The following is a 23,753-nucleotide window of genomic DNA, read 5'->3' on the forward strand; positions in this document are numbered from 1 at the left end:
GCCGACACACCGGCGAGCGCACCGCCACCGGTGTGGACGCCGCCCTCGGGCTTCTCGTGCTTCCACGAGTCCGGCTTCTCACGGTCGTCGTTGCTGCCGGAGCCGGACCCCTTGTCCTTCTGCCAGTCGTCGGCCGACACACCGGCGAGCGCACCGCCACCGGTGTGGACACCGCCCTCGGGCTTCTCGTGCTTCCACGAGTCCGGCTTCTCACGGTCGTCGTTGCTGCTGGCGGAGGAGCCGCTGTCCTTGTCCCAGCCGTCCGCGGAGGTCACGGCGTATGCGGCGGGGACGGAGACCGCGAGGACCGCCGTGACGGCGGCCGATGCGAACAGGGTGCGGGCAGAGCGCATGGGTACACAATCCTTTCGCCACGCCCGCGCTGACCGGCTGGTTGTCGGCTCATCGGATCACGGGTGCGACGTGATCCACCGTCAGCTGAAATCCGGGGGCGCACCACTCGGGAGACCCGCATTCGAGGGACGGCCTGGGCCCATCGTGTGACAGGGAGCCAGATGTCACCCGTTGGACGGCACGCCACGCCGAGGGGAGGTTTGGACGAAGATGATCTTCGGTGTAAGGGCTCTCGCGGCGCTCGCGGGGTCCCGGAACCCTCGGGGGCGCCTGCGGCCTCCACTCCAGGGCGGGAAACGCCCTGGAGCAGCGCCAGGACTTCACCTGCCCGGGGATGTACGCCGGCCCGTGGACCCATCCGCCACTTCCTGAAACCGGGCACCGCCGGAGCTCACGCTCCGTCACGGAGAAGGGCGGCACAGAGGGGGCGCCTTCGGTGCGCCGCCATCAGGTCTTGTCGGCAACAGACCCCAGGACACCCGTTGTTGCACATCTCTTGACGCGTTCGTAACAAGGGTGGAGTATCTCGCACAGCCGGAGAGAGCGCTCTCTGGCTGTGCGCGTCGTGTACCCGCCCCACGACTCAGGAGACCCCCATGTACGCACCTCCGAACCTCCCCGGACCCCCAGCCGCAGTGATCGGCAGACGCAGCGGTGTGCTGGCCGTCATCGCCGGGCTCGTCCTGTCGCTCCTTGCCCTGCTGCCGCAGACCACCGCGAGCGCCGCGGCCACCCTGCTCTCGCAGGGGAAGGCGGTCACCTCGTCCAGCCAGGAGAACGACGGAACCCCCGCCACCGCCGCGGTGGACGGCAACACCGGCACCCGCTGGTCGAGCGCCTTCTCCGATCCCCAGTGGATCAAGGTCGATCTCGGGACCGCCGCCTCGGTGAGCCAGATCGTGCTGCGCTGGGAGGCGGCCTACTCCACCGCCTACCGGATCGAGTTCTCCTCGGACAACAGCAGCTGGAGCACCGCGTACTCCACGACCACCGGCCCCGGTGGCACCGAGACGCTCAACGTCTCCGGCACCGCCCGCTATGTCCGGCTCACCGGCACCGCCCGCGCGACCGGATACGGGCACTCCCTCTGGGAGTTCCAGGTGTTCGGTACGACCGGCGGCGGGGACCCGCAGATCCCCGGGGGCGGTGACCTCGGTCCCAACGTCCTGGTCTTCGACCCGTCGACGCCGAACATCCAGGCCAAGGTCGACGAGATCTTCAAGAAGCAGGAATCCGCGCAGTTCGGCACCGACCGCTACGCGCTGATGTTCAAGCCCGGCACCTACAACAACATCAACGCCCAGATCGGCTTCTACACCTCCATCGCCGGGCTCGGCCTCAAGCCCGACGACACCACCTTCAACGGCGACGTCACCGTCGACGCCGGCTGGTTCAACGGCAACGCCACCCAGAACTTCTGGCGCTCCGCCGAGAACCTCGCCCTCAACCCCGTCAGCGGCACCAACCGCTGGGCCGTCTCCCAGGCGGCCCCCTTCCGGCGCATGCACGTCAAGGGCGGCCTCAACCTCGCCCCCAACGGCTACGGATGGGCCAGCGGCGGCTACATCGCCGACAGCAAGATCGACGGCCAGGTCGCCCCGTACTCCCAGCAGCAGTGGTACACCCGCGACAGCTCCATCGGCAGCTGGGGCAACGGCGTCTGGAACATGACCTTCTCCGGGGTCGAGGGCGCACCCGCCCAGAGCTTCCCCGAACCCCCCTACACCACCCTGAACACGACCCCCGTCTCCCGCGAGAAGCCCTTCCTCTACCTCGACGGCAACGCCTACAAGGTCTTCGTCCCCGCCAAGCGCACCAACGCACGCGGCGTCTCCTGGAACGGCACCCCTCAGGGCGAGTCCATCCCGCTGAGCCAGTTCTACGTCGTCAAGCCCGGCGCCACCGCACAGACCATCAACGCCGCGGTTCGGCAGGGCCTGCACCTGCTGTTCACCCCGGGCGTCTACCACGTGAACGAGCCCATCGAGATCAACCGGGCCAATACCGTGGCCCTCGGCCTCGGCCTCGCCACGATCATCCCGGACAACGGCGTCACCGCCGTCAAGGTCGGCGACGTCGACGGCGTCAAGCTCGCCGGACTCCTCGTGGACGCGGGACCGGTCAACTCCTCCGTACTCGTCCAGGTGGGCCCCGCGGGTTCTTCGGCCGACCACTCGGCCAACCCGACCAGCCTCCAGGACGTCTTCGTCCGCGTCGGCGGCGCGGGAGCCGGCAAGGCGACCACCGGCATGGTGGTCAACAGCGACGACACCCTCATCGACCACACCTGGCTCTGGCGCGCCGACCACGGCGACGGGGTCGGCTGGGAGACCAACCGGTCCGACTACGGACTCACCGTGAACGGTGACGACGTACTCGCCACCGGACTCTTCGTCGAGCACTTCAACAAGTACGACGTCCAGTGGAACGGCGAGAACGGCAAGACGATCTTCTTCCAGAACGAGAAGGCGTACGACGCCCCCAACCAGGCCGCCATCCAGAACGGCGACATCAAGGGCTACGCCGCCTACAAGGTCGCCGACTCGGTCACCACCCACGAGGGCTGGGGCATGGGCAGCTACTGCTACTTCAACGTCGACCCGACCATTCGCCAGCAACACGGTTTCCAGGCCCCGGTGAAGGCCGGCGTGAGATTCCACGACCTGCTCGTCGTGTCACTCGGCGGTCAGGGGCAGTACGAACACGTCATCAACAACACCGGATCTCCCACCTCGGGTACGTCGACCATCCCCTCCCAGGTGGTGTCCTTTCCCTGAGGGGGGATGAGGTGAGCCCTGTCCGCTCACCGCACGGCGTGGGGCCCGGCAGCCGTTGCCGGGCCCCACGTCGGTTCAGGCCCCGTGCCGGTGTCAGGCCCCGAAGAGTCTCCCCAGATGAGCGCAGATCTCCGGGCCGTCCGCTTCGGTGGTGCGCAGTCCCAGATACCCGTCCGGCCGCACGAGGATCGCCTCGCCGTCCCGGGCGCCGTACGACCGGCGGAACTCGCCGAGGCTGTCGCGCACCACGGGGGTGCGCAGCACCGGCGCCCGCGCATCGGGGGCGAGGACCACGCAGGTGTTCAGAAGGCCGTGTGCCGCCCGGACGGAGGCCGCCGCCACCTCGTCGAACACCGCTGCCCGCTCCTCGTGCTCCGCGTGGAGCAGCAGGGTGTGCTCCCGGCCCCGGAGCAGGGTGAACAGCCTTACGGGGAAGGCCGCGAGGGCGTACAGCAGGCCTCCGCAGTCCGGGGCGCGGTCCCCCGGGGCGGGACCGTCGTACGGCGCGCCGTCCGTGCTCACGAGAGGGCTGTCCCGGTAGCCGACGAGGAGCTGGGCCTCACGGAGCATGATCGTGGCAGGGTCGTCCGGGTCGGACGCGATACCGCTCCGCGCGTGCCGGAGCGTGCGCGCGACCACTTCCTCGCCGACCGGGTGGCGTTCGGCGCTGTAGCTCTCCAGCAGCCCCGCTCCCGCTCTGCCGCGCACGGCGGCTGCGAGCTTCCATGCCAGGTTGAAGGCGTCCTGGACGCCGGTGTTCATCCCCTGTGCGCCGGTGGGCGTATGGATGTGGGCGGCGTCGCCGGCCACGAAGACCCGTCCTCGGCCGTAGCGGCCCACGATGCGGTGGCTGATCCGGAACACCGACGACCAGCGCAACGAGGAAGCGGTGGTCGGGCGGGGTGAGAGCCGGTCGAGTACCGCCTGGATGTGCTCGATCCCGGGCAGGGGGCCCTGTTCACCGCTGAGCCCGTGGACCACCGGGTCGCTGCCCGTGGGCCCCTCGCGCCCGGCACGGGAGAGTTCGGGCGGCGTCGGCATCGACATGCGGTAGCGACGGTCGCCGGGCAGCGGGATGCACACGAGCATGTCGTCGGTACGGCCGTCGACGACGTGTGAGGACCTGATCCCGTAGCCGGCCGGCAGATCCCAGTCGACCTCGACGTCTCCCAGCATGTACTCCTCGGGCAGTGCGGCGCCGTCGAAGGTCAGGCCGAGGCCCTTGCGCACCGCGCTGTGCGCCCCGTCGCAGCCGACGAGATAACGGGCCGTCAGTTCTTTCGTGGCCCCCGACGGCAGCCGGAGCACCGCCCTGACCTCGCCGGTGTCCTGCTCGAAGGAGAGGAGTTCGGTGTCCCGTTCGACCCGGCCGCCCCAGCGGGTCAGCAGTTCTTCGAGGAGGCGCTCCGTCTCGTACTGCGGGAGGGCGGCGAAGCCGTACGGCACCTCGGGGGGCAGTTCCAGGTCGATGCGCGGGCCCTCCTCGCCGTTGACGTAGAGCAGCTGGCCCTTCAGCGGGACGGCTGTCTCCAGGGCCTCGCGGACCATGCCCATCCGGTCCCAGATCTCCAGCGTCCGGGGCTGGACGCCCACCGCCTTGGCATAGGGAAGCCTCGCCGGGAGCCGGTCGACGACTCTGCACGCCACACCACGCCGGCACAGTTCGGAAGCGGCCGTCAGACCCACGGGTCCCGCCCCTGCCACCAGCACATCGACGTCGACCACGGGTGCCTCCCAGGCGAGGTGCGTTCACTCCAATGCAGCACGCCCGGGGTGCTCTGTCCATTCGGCGGTCCACCGGGCCGGTGCGGGGCCGCTCTCCCCCGCACCGGCCCGCCGGGCTCAGCCGACGGTGCAGGCCTCCCCTCCGAGTGTGAAGGCGGCCGGCTCCGCGTTGCCGCCCGACCAGGTGCCGGTGAAGCCGAAGCCGACCGACGATCCCGGAGCCACCGTGCCGTTCCAGCCGACGTTCGTCGCGGTCACCTTCGCCCCGTCCTGCTGGTGGGAGGCGTTCCAGATCTGGGTGACCTTCTGGTTGCCCGGGAACGTCCAGCCCAGCTTCCAGCCGGCGTAGGCCGAGTGCCCGGTGTTGGTGACCGTCACATCGGCCTGGAAGCCGCCGGACCACTGATTGGTGACCGTGTAGGTGACGGCGCAGGCGGCGTCGCCCGGAGGGTCCGAGGGGTCGGGGGTCGGTGTGGGCGTGGGGGTGGGTGTCGGCTCCGGGCCTCCGCCGCCGGTGTCCGGGGACTCGCCCACCTGGATGCCGCGCCCGTTCGTGGAGACGTAGACCCTGCCGTACACCCGCGGGTCTCCGGTGATCGCCGCTCCGGTCCAGGCCCACTGGTGTGCGTCGTCGTTGATCCGGGTCCAGTTCGCGCCGGCGTCGGTCGACCGGAAGATGCCACGCACCCCGCCGATCTTCGCGCTGACGAAGACGGTCTGGTACGAGGCCCCGGAGGCGGCCTTGCCGAAGCCGACGCTGTCGGCCTGCTCCACGTTCGAGAACCTGGTGAAGCTCGCGCCCGAGTCGGTGGAACGCCACAGTCCGTACGCGCCGGTGGACGCGCCCGCGGCGAGCCAGATGTCACCCTCGGAGCCGGGCAACGCCTTGAAACGGACGTTGCCCTCGGCCGGGAGGCCGGTCGCCTTCGCGGTGAAGGTCGCGCCGCCGTCGGTCGAGACGTAGAAGGTGCCGGCCTTGAATCCGTAGAACTTCTTGGGGTTCTTCCGGTCGGACTCGACCGTCGCGCCTGCCGGGATCCCCGTGGAGGCGGTCCAGGAGTTCCCGTATCCGGTGGTGCGGTGGACCCCCGCGCCTTCCGGGCTCCAGACGAAGCCGCTGCCGTCCGCCGCGGCGGCGACCGTGCCCCCGCCCGTGACCCCGGAGGGCTCCGAACCCTGGAACCAGTTGGCGCCGTTGTCCGTGGAGAAACCGATGTGCGGCGCGGCGTCGGCGTTGCCGACCCGTACCACCGTCCCGGGTGACGACTCCGCGAAGTCCAGGCTGGTGGTCGAGTCCAGGTTCGGCGAGGTGAACATCATGGCGGGCACGGCGTCGAGGTCCGTGTGACGGAAGCCTCCGATGTCACCGAGCGCACTGAGCAGCGGCGCTCCCGAGGGCGGGCTCGCCAGGTCGTTGACGGCCGTCTCCTCCAGCCCCTTCACCATGGGCGTGATCTTGAACTGACCGCCGGAGTCCCATGCGGTGAGGTTCTCGGTGCCGAAGACCGTCGCACCCGTGCCGTACATCATCCGGTTCGAGTCGAAGGGATCGATCTCCAGCGACTCGGTCATCCAGCCCAGTTTGGGCGCGGTCTCGGGCGGCGAAGGGTTGGCACCCCAGCTGAGCCACGGGACGGAGGAGACGTCCTGGGTGTACCGGTTCAGGCGGCTGGGGTAACTGGTGTAGTCCCAGGCCTTGGTCCAGGTCGCACCGCTGTCCGTCGACCGGAAGATCTGGGTGTCCGGCCACCAGGAGCTGTAGGCGGTGGCCATCAGGGTGCCGGGCTTCTGCCGGTCGACGGAGAGCCCGCTGTAACCGAAGTAGGTGTCGGCCTCGGCGACGGGGCTGACGTCCTTCCAGGCTCCGGTCGCGGTGTCGTACCGCCAGACCTGGCCCTTGGCACCGTCGTACGGGCCGCCCGTGTCGCTCAGTGTCAGGTAGAGGTATCCCGTCGCGGAGTCGAGTACGCCCTTGTGCGCGAGATAGCCGGTCGGCTGTCCGGCGACGCGGGACCAGGTACTGCCGCCGTCCGTGGAGCGGTAGACGGAGTTCTCCTTGTCGGCCACACCGACGTAGATGTTCTTGGTCGCGCTGCCCGCGGTGCCGGAGCGCTCGTCGAAGGTCACCCACACGATGCCCTGGTTGTCGTTGCCGTATCCGCTGGTGTCGGACGGATCCTGGGCGTAGTCACCGGGGTTGGGGAAGGCGGTCACCTCCGACCAGGTCACTCCCGAGTCGGTGGAACGCCACAGGCCGTTTCCGCTGGGGGCGCCCAGGTAGAGCACGGAGTTCTTGTTCGGGTCGACGGCGAGCCGCTCGCCCATTCCCCGGCCCGGCATGTTGCCGCCGAGCTTGAAGGGCAGGGTGGCCGCCTTCCAGGAGGCGCCGCGGTCGGAGGAGCGCAGCACCGCACCGTTCGTCGGGTCCCAGCTGTTGGTGTACGTACCCACCGCCGCGTACACGTTGTCGGGATCCGCCGTGTCCGAGGCGAGGCTCACCACACCCGACCAGCCCCATCGGTCCCAGTCCACCCAGTCCAGGAGCGGCGTCCACTGCTTGCCCGACTGGTCCCAGCGGTAGGCACCGCCGATGTCGGTGCGGGCGTAGGCGAGGTTCTTCTCGGAGCGGCTGAAGACGATGCCGGGCACGAAACCGCCACCGTCGATCCGCGCGTTCTTCCAGCTGTAGGTGTCCGCCGCGATGGACACATCCGATGCCTCGGCCGCTGCGGGCCCTTCATCGGAGCGTGCCACGGCCGGGGTGCCGGTGATCGACAACCCGGCGGTCAGGGCGAGTGCCGCCAGTAAGGCGGCGATGGGTCTGGCGCTCAAGCGCACGGAAACGTCCTCTCCGAGCTGGTCCGCCGCACAGCGGCGGTACGGTACTGACAGAGATGGGAGCGCTCCCATAAGGCATCCCGATGGTAGCGCCGCGCGTCCCCCGAGAGAAGGGCGGTGCACGCGTTTCATCGGATGAATCGGGCGCCCCCCTCACTCACTGTTCGCATACCGTGCCGCGCAACCCTCCACGCAGTGCACGCCCGCACAGAACACGCCACACGTCCTCCATATCCCCGAGGAGACGAAGAAGCCGTCGGCACGAAAGGCCGGGAATTACTCCACAGGAATAGCGACACTTGGTCGGATCGGACCTCCGAAAAAAAGCGAGGCATAGTCATCTTCACGCCGCCGTGAATATCGATATCGCCCGGGCGGAGTGTGCGGGGCCAGGGACCACCCCAGGTGGCCGAGTGGCCGGACGGAGGGGAAACCTGCACACAGCGTGCGCACACCGATCACTCACTTCTGCACGAAATGCCTGGTCCGGGCGGGTCCGGACGGCGGTCCTGAGCACGGTTCGGCATGGCCGGGGCACCCACCTGCGAGGGCAGGGAATTCATCCGGTGAAGCTCGTGAAGGAACTGCCACCGCGAAATGGACGCTTCTGCACGTACGTCTGCCGAAGCGGCCCCGCAATCACCGATACGCATCGGTTCAATTGGCTGTGCGAGGCGCAGACATGCTTTGATCCTGGGCCATACGGAGACCGCGGCAACGGGTTTCCGTCATAGGCAATTTCCTTACGAAGGGCGCTCATCATGAACTACACCCCCCAGGTCGAGACCGCCGAGATCTCCGACGCCGACCTCGACAACGTCTCGGGCGGCCTCGTGGGCGGCCTCGTCGGCAACGTGGCGGGCACCGTCGAGGGCATCGTCCCGGTCGCGGGCGTCGTCGGCTCGGTCACCGGTCTCGTCGAGTCCGCCACCGGCGTGAACACGGGCGCGGTCACCGGTCTGGCCACCGGCCTGACCGCCGGTCTCTGAGAGACGGCAGTACCCCGCCGAGCCCCGGAACCAGCGGTTCCGGGGCTCGGTGCCGACCGCTGACCAGGTGAGGGAAGAGTTCCGTGCAGTTCCGCCAGCAGGCCCTTTCCAAGCTGCAGTCGCCCGAACAGCTCGATCTCCCGGTGCGCTTCGCCCGCCCTCAGGGTCTGCTCGTACTCGCCGTCACCCTGGCCGTGATGGCCGCCGCCAGTTTCTGGGCCGTCACGGGCTCCGTCGCCAGCACACTCGACGCGCCAGGCATCCTCACGCACCCGCGCGGCAGTTACGTCCTGCAGAGCCCCGTCGCCGGGCAGGTCACCCAGGTGCTGGCCGACGAGGGCGCGTCCCTCCCCGCGCACGCTCCCCTGCTCAAGGTCCGTACGGCACAGGGGGAACAGGTGGTGCGCACCATCGACGCGGGCCGGCTCACCTCGGTGACGGCCACCATCGGCGCGGTGGTCACCCCCGGCGCGGACGTGGCGAGCGTCGAGCGGATCGACGGCGCGGACGACCCGCTGGTCGTGCTGCTGTACGTGTCCGGCGCCGGCGCGGCCGCGGTCCCGGTGGGAGCGCGGGTCGACCTCACCGTCCAGTCCGTGCCCGCCCAGCGGTACGGGGTGCTGCGCGGCAAGGTGGCCGCGGTCGGCAGGGTGGCGCAGACCGAACAGCAGATCACCCGGTTCCTCGGTGACGCCCAGCTCGGCGCCCAGTTCTCCGAGCACGGCAGGCCGTTGGCCGTCCTGGTGAAGATCGAACGCTCGGACTCCACGAAGTCCGGCTACCGGTGGTCCTCCGCCGACGGTCCTCCCTACGCGATCGGCTCCATGACCCTGGCCACCGGCTCCGTCCGTCTCGCCGACCAGCGCCCGATCGATTGGCTGCTCCCGTGACCGCACCGCATCCCTCACCGGCCGCCCAGCAGCTGCCTCCCCCCGGCCGGGGCAGGCACCGCCCGGAGAGCGCGCCGGGCGGCCGGGGACGACGCTCACGCCCCGCGCCCCGCACGCCGGCGCGCGCGAGGACCGTCCGCACCCCCACCGTGCTCCAGATGGAGGCCCTGGAGTGCGGGGCCGCCTCGCTGGCGATGGTGCTCGCCCACCACGGCCGGCATGTGCCGCTGGAGGAGCTGCGCATAGCCTGCGGCGTCTCCCGTGACGGTTCGCGGGCCAGCAACGTGCTGAAGGCGGCGCGCGGTTACGGCCTCCAGGCCAAGGGCATGCAGATGGAACCCGCGGCGCTCGCGGAGGTCCCGGCGCCCGCGATCCTGTTCTGGGAGTTCAACCACTACGTCGTGTACGACGGCATGGGGCGCCGCCTGGGCCGGCGGGGCGTGCACATCAACGACCCCGACAAAGGGCGGCGGTTCGTGCCCACCGAGGACTTCGACACGAGCTTCACGGGTGTCGTCCTCGTCCTCGAACCCGGCGAGGGCTTCCGGCGCGGAGGCCGGAAGCCCGGTGTCCTGTCCGCGCTGCCGGCCCGGCTGCGCGGGACCACGGGCACGATGCTGGTCGCGCTGCTCGCCAGTCTGCTGCTGGTGGCGGTCGGGGCGACGCTGCCTGCGCTGAGCCGTACGTACATCGACATGTTCCTCATCGGCGAACAGACCTCGCTGCTGGGTGTGTTGTTCGCCGCCATGGGCACCATGGTCGCCCTCACCGTCGTCCTCACCTGGCTCCAGCAGGCGAATCTGCTGCGCGGACGCATCATCTCCTCCACGCTCGGCAGCGCGCGCTTCTTCCGGCATCTGCTCCGGCTGCCCGTCACCTTCTTCTCCCAGCGCAGCCCCGCCGACCTCGTGCAGCGGCTCCAGTCGAACGACGCGGTGGCCGAGACGCTCGCCCGGGATCTCACCGCCGCCGGGGTGGACGGCATCGTCGTCCTCCTCTACGCCTTCCTGCTCTGGACCTACGACCCGCAACTGACGGTCATCGGGGTGGGGATCGCGCTGCTCAACGTGGTGGCGATGCGCATCGTGGTCCGGCTGCGGGCCACCGGCACCCAGAAGCTGCGGGCGGACAGCGCGCGGCTGACCAACACCTCGTACACCGGCCTGCAGCTGATCGAGACCATGAAGGCCACCGGCGGCGAGGACGGGTACTTCCGCCGCTGGGCCGGTCAGCACGCGACCACTCTGGAGGAGCAGCAGCGCCTCGGGGTACCCAGTGCCTGGCTGGGCGTCGTCGCGCCCGCGCTGGCCACGCTCAACAGCGCGCTGATCCTGTGGATCGGTGGGCTCCGGGCCGTGGAGGGGCACCTCTCGATCGGCCTGCTCGTCGCCTTCCAGGCACTGGTGACCCGCTTCACCGCACCGGTGGCCCGGCTCAACGGTGTGGCGGGGCGGGTCCAGGACTTCGCGGCCGACGTGGCCCGGCTCAAGGACGTCGAGACCTTTCCGGTCGACCCGCTGTACTCCCGTCGTGAGCCGGCCGCCAGCACCCGCCGTCTCAAGGGTCATGTGTCCCTGGAGGACATCACCTTCGGATACAGCCCCCTCGACAAGCCCCTGCTGACCGGCTTCTCCCTCGCCGTGGGACCGGGGCAGCAGGTGGCCCTGGTCGGCGGGTCGGGCAGCGGCAAGTCGACGGTCTCCCGGCTCATCTCGGGTCTCTACAGCCCGTGGGAGGGCACGATCCGCATCGACGGTCAGCGCCTGGAGGACATTCCCAGGGGAGCCCTGGCCTCGTCCGTCTCCTTCGTCGACCAGGACGTCTTCCTCTTCGAGGGGACGGTGCGGGACAACGTGGCGCTGTGGGACCCGTCGGTCCCCGACGAGGCCGTCACCGAGGCCCTGCGGGACGCCGCCCTGTACGACGTCGTGGCCCGTCGCCCCCGCGGCATCCACAGCCGGGTGGAACAGGACGGGCGCAACTTCTCCGGCGGCCAGCGCCAGCGCCTGGAGATCGCGCGGGCGCTCGTGCGGCGGCCCAGCATCCTGGTCCTGGACGAGGTGACCAGCGCGCTGGACGCCGAGACGGAGCGGATCATCATCGACAACCTGCGGCGGCGCGGCTGCGCCTGCGTCGTGATCGCGCACCGGCTGAGCACCGTCCGCGACAGCGACGAGATCGTGGTCCTGGACCACGGGACCGTCGTGGAACGCGGCCGGCACGAGCACCTGGTGGCCGCCGGAGGCGCGTACGCCGAACTGGTCAGGGAGCACTGACGTGGCATCCGTACATCCCCTGGCGGGCACGGACGCCTCCGGGCAGGACCCGGTCGTCGACGCGCTGGGAACACTCGGGACTCCCGTCGACTGCACGGGTCTGCGGAGCCTGTCGCTGGAAGGGCCGCAGGTGCTGTGGCTGGTCGTGGCCGGCGCCCTCGACCTGTTCGCGGTGGACGCCGCCGAACAGGGGCACTGGCACTTCCTGGGGCGCCTCGAATCGGGGGCGCTCGTTCTGGGCCCGGTCGAAGGGCCGCAGCACACCCTGGTCGCGCGCCCCCTCCAGGGATGCGTGCTGCGCAGGATCCCGCTGCGGGAGCTGTACCGGCCGGAGTATGCCGGACAGGGGGTGTACGAGGGGCAGTACCTCAGCCACTACGACACCGGGGACGCGGCGCTGAGCCTGCTCGAGCACGCCTTCTCGCTCGGGGTGGGCCGCAGTCGGCGGGTGTTGTTCGAGGCCCCGCTCGACGGGCGCACCCCCTTCGACGAGGCGGGGGGCGACGAGGACGTCCTGTGGCTGCCGGTCGCGCCCGGCAGCGTGCAGTACGGCGCCGCCTTCAGCGCGGACGCCGCCGGTGACCTGCTGGTCGACGCCGTGCTGTGGCAGGGGATGGTCAACCAGCAGTTCCGCCTGCTCGCGGCGCTGGATCGCTGGATCGAACAGCTGGAGCGCGCCCACGAGGACCGGACCGCCGCCGGGATGAAGGCGGGCGAAGCCGTCCGCAAGGAGGCCGACCAGGCGCTGCTGACCTCGATCGGCCGGTCGGGGCGGGGTTCCGCGCCCGGGCCTGGGGCGTCGGACGACGCGGTGTACGCGGCGTGCCGCCTGGTGGCCCGCGACTCGGGGATCGTCCTGGCGGAGCCCGGCGCGGGCGGGGCGGTGAGCGGCCGGATCGACCCGGTGGAGCGGGTGGCGGTCGCCTCGCGCATCCGTACCCGCGCGGTGCGGCTCGACGGACGCTGGTGGAAGGAGAACTCCGGGCCGTTGGTCGGCAGCCGGGCCGCGTCGGGGGCACCCGTCGCGCTGCTGTGGCGCCGTGGCCGCTACGAGGCGGTGAACCCGCTGACGGGACGGCGCAGCCGGATCGACGCCGGCTCCGCGCAGGAGTTCGACGAGCGTGCCGTGATGTTCTACCGGCCGCTTCCGGAGCGGCCGTCCGGCAGGTGGCAACTGCTGCGGTTCGGCCTGTTCGGGACCCGGGCCGACCTGCGCAGGCTGGTCCTGGCGGGCCTGGTGACGGTCGCGCTGGGCTCGCTGGTGCCGATCGCCACCGGCAAGGTGCTCGGCGTGTACGTACCCACCGCGCAGACGGGTCCCCTCGTGCAGGTCTCGCTGGCCGTGATCATCACCGGTGTCGTGTCGGCGGCCTTCATGCTGATGCAGAACCTCACGATCCTGCGGATGGAAGGGCGCATCGAGAGCACGCTCCAGCCCGCGGTCTGGGACCGGCTGCTGCGGCTGCCGACGACGTTCTTCACCGAGCGCTCCACCGGGGAGCTGGCGAGCGCCGCCATGGGGGTCAGTGCCATCCGCCGGGTGCTGTCCGGCACCGGTCCCGTGGTGGTGCAGGCGGGCACGCTCGGGGCGGTGAACCTGGGCCTGCTGCTGTGGTTCAGCGTTCCGCTGGCGCTCACCGCCGTCGCCATGCTGGTGGTCATCGCCGGGGTCTTCCTGACCATGGGCATGTGGGAACTGCGCTGGCAGCGCCGGCTGGTCGAGCTCGGCAACAAGCTGAACAACCAGGCCTTCCAGACGCTGCGCGGGCTGCCCAAGCTGCGGGTCGCGGCGGCGGAGAGCTTCGCGTACGGGGCGTGGGCGGCGGAGTTCGCGCGCAGCCGGGAACTGCAGAAGCGGGCGGGCCGCATCAAGAACCTGACGACGGTGGTCAACGCGGTCCATCTGCCGCTGTGTTCCCTGGTCGTCTTCGTCCTGCTGGCGGGCCCGGCACGCGGTTCCCTGACGCCCGCCGAGTTCCTGACGTTCAACACGTCGGTGACGATGCTGCTGACAGCCGTCACCCAGCTCACGGGGGCGTTCGTGTCGGCCGCGGCCGTGCTGCCGATGTTCGAACAGATCAAGCCGGTGCTCGACGAGGCTCCCGAGGTGCGCGGCGCCAGTACGCAGCCGGGCGAGCTGTCCGGGGAGATCGAGGCCAGGGACGTCTCCTTCCGCTACTCCCAGGACGGCCCGCTCGTCCTCGACGGGGTGGCGCTGGCCGTACGGCCGGGTGAGTTCGTCGCGGTCGTGGGTCCCAGCGGCTGCGGCAAGTCGACACTGCTCAGGCTGCTCATCGGCTTCGACAGGCCGGTCTCGGGCAGTGTGCTGTACGACGGGCAGGACCTCTCCGCGCTCGACCCGGCGGCCGTGCGCCGTCAGTGCGGCGTCGTCCTGCAGAACGCGCAGCCGCTGGCCGGCTCGATCCTGGACTGCATCTGCGGGGCGGAGGTCTTCACCCAGGAGGAGGCCTGGGAGGCCGCCGCGATGGCAGGGCTGGCCGAGGACATCAAACGGATGCCGATGGGGCTGCACACGATGATCTCGGGCGGCGGCTCGATCTCCGGCGGGCAGCGCCAACGGCTGATGATCGCGCAGGCACTGGTACGGCGCCCTCGCATCCTGTTCTTCGACGAGGCCACCAGCGCGCTCGACAACGAGACCCAGCGCACGGTGATCGAGAGCACCAGGTCCCTGCGAGCCACCCGTGTCGTGATCGCGCACCGGCTGTCCACGGTTCTGGACGCCGATCGCGTGATCGTCATGGCGGAGGGCCGCGTGGTTCAGGAGGGGCCTCCGGCCGAGCTCCTTGCGGACACGTCCGGGCAGTTGCACGAACTGGTACGGCGTCAGATGAGCTAGACCTCCGCGCGGCTCGGACGACCGGGCGTACGCCGGACCAGAGGTGCGGACCCGAGCCGGGCGTGCGTCCGACCAGGGCGTGCGTCCGAGCAGGGCGTACGTCCGAACCGTGCGTACGGACCCGAGCCGCCGCGGTAAGGCCTGGGCCCGTCGCCTCGGCCGAGGCCCCGCGTGCGGATCGGCCGGGCCCGCACCGCCCGACGAGGGGCCGGGAGCGGCTAGGGCCGGCGCCCGCCCGGCCGGGGAGGCTCCACCGCGTCGCGGATGCTGCCGCGTGCCGCCGCGGCGACCGCTTCGGCAGTGATGCCGAACTCCTCGTACAGCCGCTGGTAGTCGGCGGAGGCTCCATAGTGCTCCAGGCTCACGATCCGGCCGGCGTCGCCGACCACCTCGCGCCAGCCCTGGCCGACCGCCGCCTCGACGCTGACACGGGCGCGCACCTCGGGCGGCAGCACCTCGTCCTGGTAGGCCACCGGCTGCTCGGCGAACCATTCGCGGCAGGGCATGGAGACCACGCGTACGGCCAGCCCCTCGTCGATCAGCAACTTACGCGCGCCGAGGGCGATGTGGACCTCGGAACCGGTCGCCACCAGGATGACGTCGGGGGCGGATCCGGCGGCTTCGGCCAGGATGTAGGCACCGCGCGCCGCGCCCTCGGCGGGGGCGTGCACTCCGTCGTCCCGGTCGAGCACCGGCAGGTTCTGCCGGGTCAGGACGAAGCCTGCGGGCCGGTCGGTGTGCTCCAGGATGGTCCGCCAGCAGACGGCGGTCTCGTTGGCGTCGGCGGGGCGCACGACGTCGAGGCCGGGGATCGCCCGCAGGGCCGCCAGGTGTTCGACGGGCTGATGGGTCGGGCCGTCCTCGCCGAGCCCGATCGAGTCGTGCGTCCACACGTAGGTGGCCGGAAGCTTCATCAGCGCGGCGAGGCGGACCGCGGGGCGCATGTAGTCGCTGAAGGTGAGGAAGGTGCCGCCGTAGGGGCGGGTCAGGCTCTGCAGGGCGATTCCGTTGAGTACGGCCCCCATGGCGTGCTCGCGGATGCCGAAGTGCAGGGTCCGGCCGTAGGGACCGCCCTTGAACTCCGAGGTCTGCCGGTCGACGGGGACGAAGGAGGGCTCACCTTCCATGGTCGTGTTGTTGCTCCCCGCGAGGTCCGCCGAACCGCCCCACAGTTCGGGCAGCACCGGGGCGAGAGCGGTGAGCACCTCGCCGGACGCTTTGCGGGTCGCCATGCCCTTGGCGTCGGCGGGGAACACCGGCAGGGCCTCGGTCCAGCCCTCGGGCAGTTCCTGCTCCCGCAGCCGGTCCAGCAGCGCGGCCCGGCCGGGATTCGCCGACCGCCACTCCTCGTAGACCTGCTGCCAGCGCTTCCGCTCCGCCCTGCCCCGCTCCCCCACCGCCCGGGTGTGGGCCAGCACCTCGCCCTCGACGGGGAAGTACGTCTCCGGGTCGAAGCCGAGGAGCCGCTTGGTTCCGGCGACCTCCTCGTCCCCCAGCGCCGCGCCGTGCGCCTTGCCGGTGTTCTGCTTCGTCGGGGCGGGCCATCCGATGATGGTGCGCAGCATGATCAGCGACGGCCGGGACCGTTCCTCCTTCGCGGCCTCGATCGCCGTGAAGAGGGCGTCGACGTCCTCGACGTAGTCCCCCGTGCGGGTCCAGTCCACCGTCTGCACGTGCCAGCCGTACGCGGCGAAGCGGGCCGGGACGTCCTCGCTGAACGAGATGTCGGTGTCGTCCTCGATGGAGATGTGGTTGGAGTCGTAGAAGGTGATGAGGTTGCCCAGCTGCTGGTGGCCGGCGAGGGACGCGGCCTCGGACGCGACGCCTTCCATCATGTCGCCGTCGGACGCCAGCACGTAGACGTGGTGGTCGAAGGGGCTGGTCCCCGGCGCGGCGTCCGGGTCGAGCAGGCCCCTCTCCCGGCGGGCGGCCATGGCCATCCCGACGGCGGCGCCCATGCCCTGGCCGAGCGGCCCCGTGGTGATCTCGACCCCCCGGGTGTGCCGGTACTCCGGGTGGCCCGGCGTCGCCGAGCCCCAGGTCCTCAGGGCCTTCAGGTCGTCCAGTTCGAGGCCGTAGCCCGCCAGGTAGAGCTGGATGTAGAGCGTGAGGCTGGTGTGGCCGCAGGAGAGGACGAAGCGGTCCCTGCCCAGCCACTGGTCGTCGGCCGGGTCGTGCCGCATGATCCGCTGGAACAGCAGATAGGCGAGCGGCGCCAGGCTCATCGCCGTACCGGGGTGGCCGTTTCCGGTCTTCTGCACGGCGTCGGCGGCGAGGACCCGCACGGTGTCCACCGCCCGCATGTCCAGGGGGGTCCAGCCGACTCGATCGGCCACGGGCAGGGCGAGGCCGGGGTCCCGCGTCGCCTTGCTGCCGGAAGAGGATCGCTCGGGCGCCATGATGTCGTCTCCCTCGGATGTCGCTTCTCGGTACGCCGGGGCCGGCAGGTGCGGCTCGCCATCCCTCGCATCCTCTGTTCCCTCGCCGCGGTCCGCACCCGGAGCGGGCCCGGCGGTGCGGCGGGGTCGTGGTGCTCGCCGGGCGCAGGGCGCCCGGCCCGGTGGTGTGGCGCACCTCCCGTCGACCGGTCGCCTACCCCCGGCGGTGCCCGGCAGACCACCCGGGGGCTACCCGCATTCACGGACTCCGGGCCGGGAGGAACGGGGATGTGGCACAGTCGTGCCGTGGACGAGCTGCGGCCCCAGGATCCCTCGCGCATCGGCGCGTACACGCTGATCGCCAGGCTCGGAGCCGGCGGGATGGGGCAGGTGTATCTGGGCAGGTCACCCGGTGGACGGCTGGTGGCCGTGAAGGTGATCCGGGACGAGATCAGTGATCACCCCGAGGCGCTGGCCAGGTTCCGGCGGGAGGCCGCCACCGTGGAGGCCGTCCGCAGCGCCTACACCGCCCAGCTGATCGAGGCGTCGCTCGACACGGCGCCCTACTGGCTCGCCACCGAGTACGTGGCCGGTCCCACGCTGCACGGCGCGGTGCGGGAGTTCGGGCCCTTCCCGCCGAAGAGCGCGCTGAAGCTCCTCGCCGCCCTCGCCGAAGGGCTCGCCGCGGTCCATGTCCACGGGGTCACCCACCGGGACCTGAAGCCTCAGAACGTGATCCTCTCGCCGCAGGGTCCGCAGCTGATCGACTTCGGGATCGCCCGGTCGCTCGGCCGGACGGTGCTCACGCGCGACGGCATGGGTCCGGGGACCCCAGGATTCGCGGCGCCCGAGGTCGTCATGCGCAACGAGGTCGGCCCGGCCGCGGACGTGTTCGCCCTGGGTGCGACGCTCGCGTACACGGCCACCGGCAGACCGCCGTTCGGTTCGGGGGACGCGGCGGCGGTGAGCTACCGGGCCGTGCACGAGGAGATCGACCTGTCCGGCGTGCACCCCCACCTGGCGGAACTGATCCGGGACTGCGTCGGTAAGGACCCGGCCGAGCGGCCTGATCCCGCGACGGTGATCGCGCGGTGCGCGGTCGACTCCGCCCTCGCCACGGACGCCCACTACCGGTCGCTGAACCGGGCGGACTCCGCGGCGACGCGCGAGGACGCCGGGGCCGGGGACGCCGAGGCCCCGGCGGTGCGGGAGGCCACCGCGGTACGGGAGAACACGGCCGTGCGGGAGAAAGCCGCGACCGGCCCTCTGCCGGCGGGCGCGGCGGAACCCGGCGCGGCTGCCGTGGCCTCCGCGCCCCAGGGACCCACCCCGTACGACGGCCCGGGACTTCGGACCGTGCCCTCCCGCACCGGCCGACGGGGGGCGGTGGGCTTCGCGGCGGTCGCGGCGGTGCTCGCCGCCTCCGTGACCGCCTGGCTCCTCTCCGGGCAGCCGGACGGCGGAGCGTCCGGCGCGGGACCGACTGCCGGGGCGACGCCGACCGCCGGGGAGAAGGGTGCACGGCGGCCCGCCACCTCCGCGCCGGCCTCCGGGCCGCCGGACCACATCGCCGGCGGCCGTGAGTCGCAGGACCACTGGACCTTGTCCGACGATCCCGCGCAGGCCGCCCAGGGCATCGGCTTCTGCGACCTCTCCGGCCTCGACATGGCCTCCTTGCCGGCCGGCCTGCGCTCCTCCGTCTCGCACACCACCGGGTCCGACACCGCATCGGTGCAACTGCGGCCGGACAAGGCAGGCCGGGGAAAGCGACCCGCGCCGTACTACGTGGCCGTCGGTGTCCGTCCTCCGCACGGGACCGACCCCGTGACGGGCCGGCCCACCGGATCCGTCAGCACGGGGATCGGCTTCACCAGCAAGCCCGTCGACGTCTTCTCCGCATGGTCGTCCGGCGGAACGATCACCTTCCGTTACCCCGAGGACTTCCAGGCCCACCTCGGCGGCCGGACCCTCGACGCCATTCCGGTGGGCGACGACAGGGGTGACTGGACGGTGGTGCTGTACCACGTCGAGGGTGGACCCTCCGATTTCACCTCCGTCGTCTGCAACGGCTTCCACGCCTGAGGGATCTCCTGGCCGCCGCGCCGTACCTCCGTGGTCGCGCCGGACCTTCCGTCGTGGCACAGGAGGGCCCCTTGTCCTGCGTCGCCCGGACAGGGCAGGCGGCCCGGCGGACGGGGCGGGCGGCCACACCCGGCTCACGCCACGGCCACGTGGGTGTAGCGGGAGGCGATGTGCAGTTCGGACTCGATACTCCCTGCGGTGAGGCGGAGTTGGGGCAGCACCTGTTCCAGGCACTCCTCGATGGTCCGGCTGCTGCTGTGCATCGCCACGTTGACGGCCGCGACGGTCGCACCGGCCCGGTCCCGGACGGGAACCGAGATCGAGCGCAGCCCGGCCTCGAGTTCCTCGTCGACCAGGGCGTACCCCTGGGCGCGCACCCGGTCCAGTACGGTCTCGAGCTCGGCGCGGCGGGTGAGCGTGTGCGGGGCCAGGGGGCGCAGCTCCGCGTGGGCGAGGACGGACCGGAGCCCGTCGCCCGACAGGCCGGCCAGCAGGACGCGGCCCAGCGAGGTGGCGTAGGCGGGGAAGCGGGTGCCGACGGTGATGTCGACGTTCATGATGCGGTGGGTGGCGGCGCGCGCCATGTACTGCACGGAGTCGTCCACGAGGACGGCGAGTGACGCGGAGTCGTGGATCCGCCCGGCCAGTGCGGCGAGGTGCGGTTCGGCGATCCGGGACAGGGTGATGCGGGAGAGCGCGGGATACCCGAGTGCCAGGACACGCGGCGTGAGCCGGTGCGCGCGCCCGTCGGCGGTGACGTAGCCGAGGTGTTCGAGCGTGATCAGCGCCCGGCGCGCCGAGGCACGTGACAGACCGGTGGCGCGGGCGACGTCGCTGAGGGTCAGGTCCGGGCCGGTGTCGCCGAACGCCGTGACGACGGTGAGGCCCCTGGCGAGCGATTCGATGAACTCCCGGCCCAGTTCCTGCTTCGAGGCCGCCGTCCACGACGCGAGGGGTGCCGGCGTGGGCGCGGAGGGGGGCGCGGTCCCCTCCCTGAGCCGGGACGCCATCTCGGCAGCAGCGTCGAGCAGCCGGGGCAGGAGACTTTCGCGGAGCCCGCGTGCGGTGTGCCGGCTGGTGTGGCTGACCACGCTGAGCGCGCACGCGATGCCCCCGGCGGGGTCGCGTACCGGTACGGAGAGGGCGATGAGGCCGGGCTCGATCAGCTGGTCGTCCAGCGCCCAGCCGTCGCTCCGCGCCGCCGCCACCCGCTCCTCGAAGAGATCGTCCGCCGGGCACGGGGGCGCCGGCAGGGACGGGAAGCCGGCTCCGTCCGGGTCCGAGGCCCTCTTCTCCCGCCAGGCCCGCCACTCCTGGGCGCCCCAGAGAGTGGCGAACAGCGCGCCCGGGCCCGTGCGTTCGGCGGGCAGCAGGTCGCCGATGCGGAAGCGCAGGGACATCGCCCGGCGCCGGACGGCCTGGTGCACGAAGCGGATGCCCCCGCCGTCGGGCACCGCGAGGGAAACGGATTCGTCGAGCTCGCCCGCGAGGGCGTCGGCCCCGTCGCCGAGAAGACCGGGGATGCCGACCGAGGACAGGTAGGCGTTGCCCAGTTCCATGAGGCGCGGAGCGAGGGTGACGGTCCGGCCCTCGAGGCGGACGTATCCCGTGCGGGCGAGCGTGAGCGTGACCCGGTCGACGGTGGAGCGGGCGAGTCCGGTGGCGCGCTCCAGCTCGCTGAGGCTGAGCGAGCCGTCGGCGTCCGTGAGCCGGCGGAGCACGGTGATGCCTCGTACGAGCGGGGTGACGGCCTCTGGGGGCGCCTCCGCGCCCGGCTGGGACGTGCCGGTCGGTGCCATCTGTTTCTCCGTCGGGTGGGGGCGGCGAGAGCCAGGACCGTTGACACGGCTCCGATCCGGGCGGCAAACTCAGCGCATCGTAGTGAAGGAAACTTCACTATGCGAATACTAAGGGATGGACGGTTCCATGGACAAGGTGGTCGCGTCAGCGGCACTGGCCGTCGCCGACGTGCCGGACGGCGCCTCGGTGGCGGTGGGAGGCTTCGGTCTCAGCGGGGTGCCGAACGTGTTGATCGATGCCCTGCACGCGAGCGGGGTCAGCGGGCTCGACGTGGTGTCCAACAACTGCGGAGCGATGGACACCGGGCTCGCGGTGCTGCTCTCCGCCGGCCGTATCCGCCGGGTCACCGGCTCGTACATCGGCGGGAACAAGGAGTTCGCACGGCAGTACCTCGGCGGCGAGCTGGAGCTCGAACTGATCCCCCAGGGCACCCTGGCCGAGCGGCTCCGGGCGGGTGGCGCCGGAATACCCGCCTTCTACACGCCCGCGGGTGTGGGCACACAGGTCGCCGAGGGCGGACTCCCCTGGCGTTACGACGGCGAGGGCGGCGTCGCCGTCGCCTCACCGGCCAAGGAGGTACGCGACTTCGACGGCACCGCATACGTCCTGGAGCACAGCATCCGCACCGACTTCGCCCTGGTCAGGGCGGCGAAGGGAGACCGGCACGGCAACCTCGTCTTCAACAAGTCCGCGCGCAACTTCAACCCGCTCGCCGCCATGGCCGGCCGCGTCACCGTCGCCGAGGTCGAGGAACTGGTGGAGCCGGGCGAGATCGACCCGGACCACGTCCACCTGCCCGGCATCTTCGTGCAGCGGGTCGTCGCCCTCACCGCCGCGCAGGCCGTGGACAAGAAGGTCGAGAAGCGGACCGTCACGGAGCGGGAGGCACGGGTCTGATGCCCTGGAACCGGAACGAGATGGCCGCCAGGGCGGCGGCCGAACTGCACGACGGCGAGTACGTCAACCTCGGCATCGGGCTGCCGACGCTGATCCCCAACCACCTGCCCGAGGGCGTGCACGTCGTCCTGGAGTCCGAGAACGGCATTCTGGGGACGGGCGCCTTCCCGTACGACGAGGACGTCGACCCCGACCTGATCAACGCGGGCAAGGAGACGGTGACCGTCAGGCCGGGAGCATCGTTCTTCGACTCCGCGCTCTCCTTCGGGATGATCCGCGGCGGTCACATCGACACCGCGGTGCTCGGCGCCATGGAGGTCTCAGCCCGGGGCGACCTCGCCAACTGGGCGGTTCCGGGCAAGATGGTGACCGGGATCGGCGGGGCCATGGACCTCGTGCACGGCGCCCGCAGGGTCATCGTGACCATGACGCACACTGCCAAGGACGGCAGCCCGAAGATCGTCGAGGAGTGCACGCTGCCGCTCACCGGCAAGGCGTGCGTCCACCGGATCATCACCGACCTCGCCGTGCTCGACGTCACCGCGGACGGACTGGTCCTGGTCGAGACCGCCCCCGGCGTGAGCGAGGCGGACGTGCTCACGAGGACGGCCGCTCCCGTCCGTACGGCCGAAAGGATCGTGTCATGAGTTTCCGCCCCCGCGACGTGTACGTCGTCGATGCCGTCCGGACCCCGATCGGCAGGTACAACGGGGCGCTCGCGCCGGTCAGGCCCGACGACCTCGCCGCCCACGCCATCCGCGCGCTGCTCGACCGCACCCCGGAGCTCGACCCCGCGCGCATCGGGGACGTGGTGCTCGGCAACGCCAACGGCGCCGGTGAGGACAACCGCAACGTCGGCAGGATGGCCGCGCTCCTCGCGGGGCTGCCGGTCTCGGTGCCCGGCGTCACCGTCAACCGGCTCTGCGCCTCCGGCCTGGAGGCCGTCGTGCACGCGGCACGCGCCGTGGCGCTGGGAGACCACTCCCTGGTCGTGGCGGGGGGCGTCGAGTCGATGACCCGCGCTCCGTACGTCCTGCCGAAGAGCGACCGCGCCTTCCCGGCCGGGCACACGGAGATGTTCTCGACCACCCTCGGCTGGCGCATGGTCAACCCGCGGATGGACCCGCAGTGGACGGTGCCGCTCGGCGAGAGCGCCGAACTGATCGCGGAGAAGCACCACATCAGCCGGGAGCAGCAGGACGAGTTCGCCCTCGCGTCCCACCGGAAGGCCTCGGCGGCACGGGCGGCCGGACTGTTCGACGACGAGATCGCGCCGCTGACGATCCCACGCCGCAAGGGCGATCCGCTCGTCGTGGACCGGGACGAGTGCATCAGGGACGACGCCTCGCTGGAGGCGATGGCCACGCTCCGGCCGTCGTTCCGTACGGAGAACGGAACCGTGACCGCCGGCAACTCCTCCCCGCTGAACGACGGCGCGGCGGCCCTGCTGCTGGCCGACGAGGAAGGACTGCGGGCCACCGGGCGCGAGCCGCTGGCCAGGATCACCGCGTCCGCGGTCTCCGCGAACGAGCCGCACTACTTCGGCCTCGCGCCCGTCGAGGCCGTGAACCGTGCCCTGGAGCGGGTCGGCAGGACCTTCGCCGATCTCGCGGCGCTCGAACTCAACGAGGCCTTCGCGGCGCAGGTGCTGGGGTGCGTCGCGGAGTGGCCCGACCTCGACCCGTCGGTGCTCAACCCGCGCGGCGGCGCGATCGCGATCGGCCACCCGCTCGGCGCCTCGGGAGCCCGTCTGGCGGGATCCGTCGCCCACCAGCTCAAGGCAGCCGGGTCCGGGGTCGGCGTGGCGACGCTGTGCATCGGGGTGGGTCAGGGCTCGGCCCTCGTACTGGAGAGGTGAGCCTCAGGGGGTGAGCCGGTGCCGGCCCG

General features: G+C 71.4%; 13 protein-coding genes and 1 pseudogene. 9 read left to right on the plus strand and 5 right to left on the minus strand.

Annotation, left to right across the window (positions count from 1 at the left end; all coding sequences use genetic code 11):
• Positions 1-353 (minus strand): annotated as a pseudogene (locus ACFY8O_RS27735) (hypothetical protein); the annotation flags it as partial.
• A gap of 597 nt (positions 354-950) precedes the next feature.
• On the opposite strand from ACFY8O_RS27735, the gene ACFY8O_RS27740 reads away from it, so the two are divergent.
• The gene (locus tag ACFY8O_RS27740; RefSeq protein WP_145810244.1) at positions 951-3,131 is read left to right on the plus strand and encodes a discoidin domain-containing protein; all 2,181 of its coding nucleotides are present in this window, start codon (positions 951-953) and stop codon (positions 3,129-3,131) included.
• A 93-nt stretch (positions 3,132-3,224) separates the two neighbouring features.
• Here ACFY8O_RS27740 and ACFY8O_RS27745 read toward each other — a convergent pair whose 3' ends face one another.
• Both ACFY8O_RS27745 and ACFY8O_RS27750 read right to left on the minus strand, forming a co-directional pair.
• Positions 3,225-4,856: an FAD-dependent monooxygenase gene (locus ACFY8O_RS27745; RefSeq protein WP_387906973.1), complete on the minus strand. Its 1,632-nt coding sequence runs from the start codon at positions 4,854-4,856 to the stop codon at positions 3,225-3,227.
• Between the two features lie 117 nt (positions 4,857-4,973).
• Entirely contained in the window at positions 4,974-7,694 is a 2,721-nt protein-coding gene (locus ACFY8O_RS27750) for a cellulose binding domain-containing protein (RefSeq protein ID WP_387906975.1), read from the minus strand.
• A 761-nt stretch (positions 7,695-8,455) separates the two neighbouring features.
• Between ACFY8O_RS27750 and ACFY8O_RS27755 the strand changes: the two genes are divergently transcribed.
• From ACFY8O_RS27755 to ACFY8O_RS27770, 4 genes are all read left to right on the plus strand, one after another.
• Positions 8,456-8,683 carry a type A2 lantipeptide gene (locus tag ACFY8O_RS27755; RefSeq protein WP_145810247.1) on the plus strand — a complete coding sequence of 76 codons (228 nt, stop codon included), beginning with the start codon at positions 8,456-8,458 and terminating at the stop codon, positions 8,681-8,683.
• 83 nt (positions 8,684-8,766) lie between these two features.
• Positions 8,767-9,573 carry an HlyD family efflux transporter periplasmic adaptor subunit gene (locus ACFY8O_RS27760; RefSeq protein WP_387906977.1) on the plus strand — a complete coding sequence of 269 codons (807 nt, stop codon included), beginning with the start codon at positions 8,767-8,769 and terminating at the stop codon, positions 9,571-9,573.
• Positions 9,570-11,849, plus strand: a complete 2,280-nt coding sequence (locus tag ACFY8O_RS27765) for an NHLP family bacteriocin export ABC transporter peptidase/permease/ATPase subunit (RefSeq protein ID WP_387906979.1) — start codon at positions 9,570-9,572, stop codon at positions 11,847-11,849. The genes ACFY8O_RS27760 and ACFY8O_RS27765 overlap by 4 nt, the downstream gene beginning before the upstream one ends.
• Position 11,850: 1 nt before the next feature.
• Positions 11,851-14,709: an NHLP bacteriocin export ABC transporter permease/ATPase subunit gene (locus ACFY8O_RS27770; protein WP_387906982.1), complete on the plus strand. Its 2,859-nt coding sequence runs from the start codon at positions 11,851-11,853 to the stop codon at positions 14,707-14,709.
• Between the two features lie 218 nt (positions 14,710-14,927).
• Here the strand turns inward: ACFY8O_RS27770 and tkt are convergent, their stop codons facing one another.
• Complete coding sequence (gene tkt, locus ACFY8O_RS27775) at positions 14,928-17,108, minus strand: transketolase (protein ID WP_387906984.1); 2,181 nt, start codon at positions 17,106-17,108, stop codon at positions 14,928-14,930.
• 285 nt (positions 17,109-17,393) lie between these two features.
• Here tkt and ACFY8O_RS27780 point away from each other — a divergent pair, with 285 nt between their 5' ends.
• Positions 17,394-19,169 (plus strand): serine/threonine-protein kinase, encoded by a 1,776-nt coding sequence (locus ACFY8O_RS27780; RefSeq protein WP_387906987.1) that lies wholly within the window; start codon positions 17,394-17,396, stop codon positions 19,167-19,169.
• A gap of 134 nt (positions 19,170-19,303) precedes the next feature.
• Here the strand turns inward: ACFY8O_RS27780 and ACFY8O_RS27785 are convergent, their stop codons facing one another.
• Positions 19,304-20,968, minus strand: a complete 1,665-nt coding sequence (locus ACFY8O_RS27785; RefSeq protein ID WP_387906990.1) for an IclR family transcriptional regulator domain-containing protein — start codon at positions 20,966-20,968, stop codon at positions 19,304-19,306.
• 127 nt (positions 20,969-21,095) lie between these two features.
• Between ACFY8O_RS27785 and ACFY8O_RS27790 the strand changes: the two genes are divergently transcribed.
• From ACFY8O_RS27790 to ACFY8O_RS27800, 3 genes are read left to right on the plus strand one after another with little or no spacing between them, the layout of a single operon-like run.
• A complete protein-coding gene (locus ACFY8O_RS27790; RefSeq protein ID WP_145810260.1) occupies positions 21,096-21,866 on the plus strand; it encodes a CoA transferase subunit A in 771 nt (256 codons plus the stop codon).
• Positions 21,866-22,513 (plus strand): CoA transferase subunit B, encoded by a 648-nt coding sequence (locus tag ACFY8O_RS27795; protein ID WP_387906993.1) that lies wholly within the window; start codon positions 21,866-21,868, stop codon positions 22,511-22,513. The genes ACFY8O_RS27790 and ACFY8O_RS27795 overlap by 1 nt, the downstream gene beginning before the upstream one ends.
• Positions 22,510-23,724, plus strand: coding sequence for a thiolase family protein (locus ACFY8O_RS27800; protein WP_387906995.1), 1,215 nt, complete (start codon positions 22,510-22,512; stop codon positions 23,722-23,724). Before ACFY8O_RS27795 ends, ACFY8O_RS27800 begins: the two co-directional genes overlap by 4 nt.
• The last annotated feature ends 29 nt before the right edge of the window (positions 23,725-23,753 follow it).

This window comes from Streptomyces argenteolus (genome assembly GCF_042902585.1).
Lineage (GTDB): Bacteria > Actinomycetota > Actinomycetes > Streptomycetales > Streptomycetaceae > Streptomyces > Streptomyces argenteolus.

What these genes read in the sequence shown, in the direction of transcription:
- ACFY8O_RS27740 (WP_145810244.1), top strand. Translation starts at nt 951, where the DNA reads ATGTACGCACCTCCGAACCTCCCCGGACCCCCAGCCGCAGTGATCGGC.
- ACFY8O_RS27755 (WP_145810247.1), top strand. Translation starts at nt 8,456, where the DNA reads ATGAACTACACCCCCCAGGTCGAGACCGCCGAGATCTCCGACGCCGAC.
- tkt (WP_387906984.1), bottom strand. Translation starts at nt 17,108, where the DNA reads ATGGCGCCCGAGCGATCCTCTTCCGGCAGCAAGGCGACGCGGGACCCC.
- ACFY8O_RS27785 (WP_387906990.1), bottom strand. Translation starts at nt 20,968, where the DNA reads ATGGCACCGACCGGCACGTCCCAGCCGGGCGCGGAGGCGCCCCCAGAG.
- ACFY8O_RS27790 (WP_145810260.1), top strand. Translation starts at nt 21,096, where the DNA reads ATGGACAAGGTGGTCGCGTCAGCGGCACTGGCCGTCGCCGACGTGCCG.
- ACFY8O_RS27795 (WP_387906993.1), top strand. Translation starts at nt 21,866, where the DNA reads ATGCCCTGGAACCGGAACGAGATGGCCGCCAGGGCGGCGGCCGAACTG.
- ACFY8O_RS27800 (WP_387906995.1), top strand. Translation starts at nt 22,510, where the DNA reads ATGAGTTTCCGCCCCCGCGACGTGTACGTCGTCGATGCCGTCCGGACC.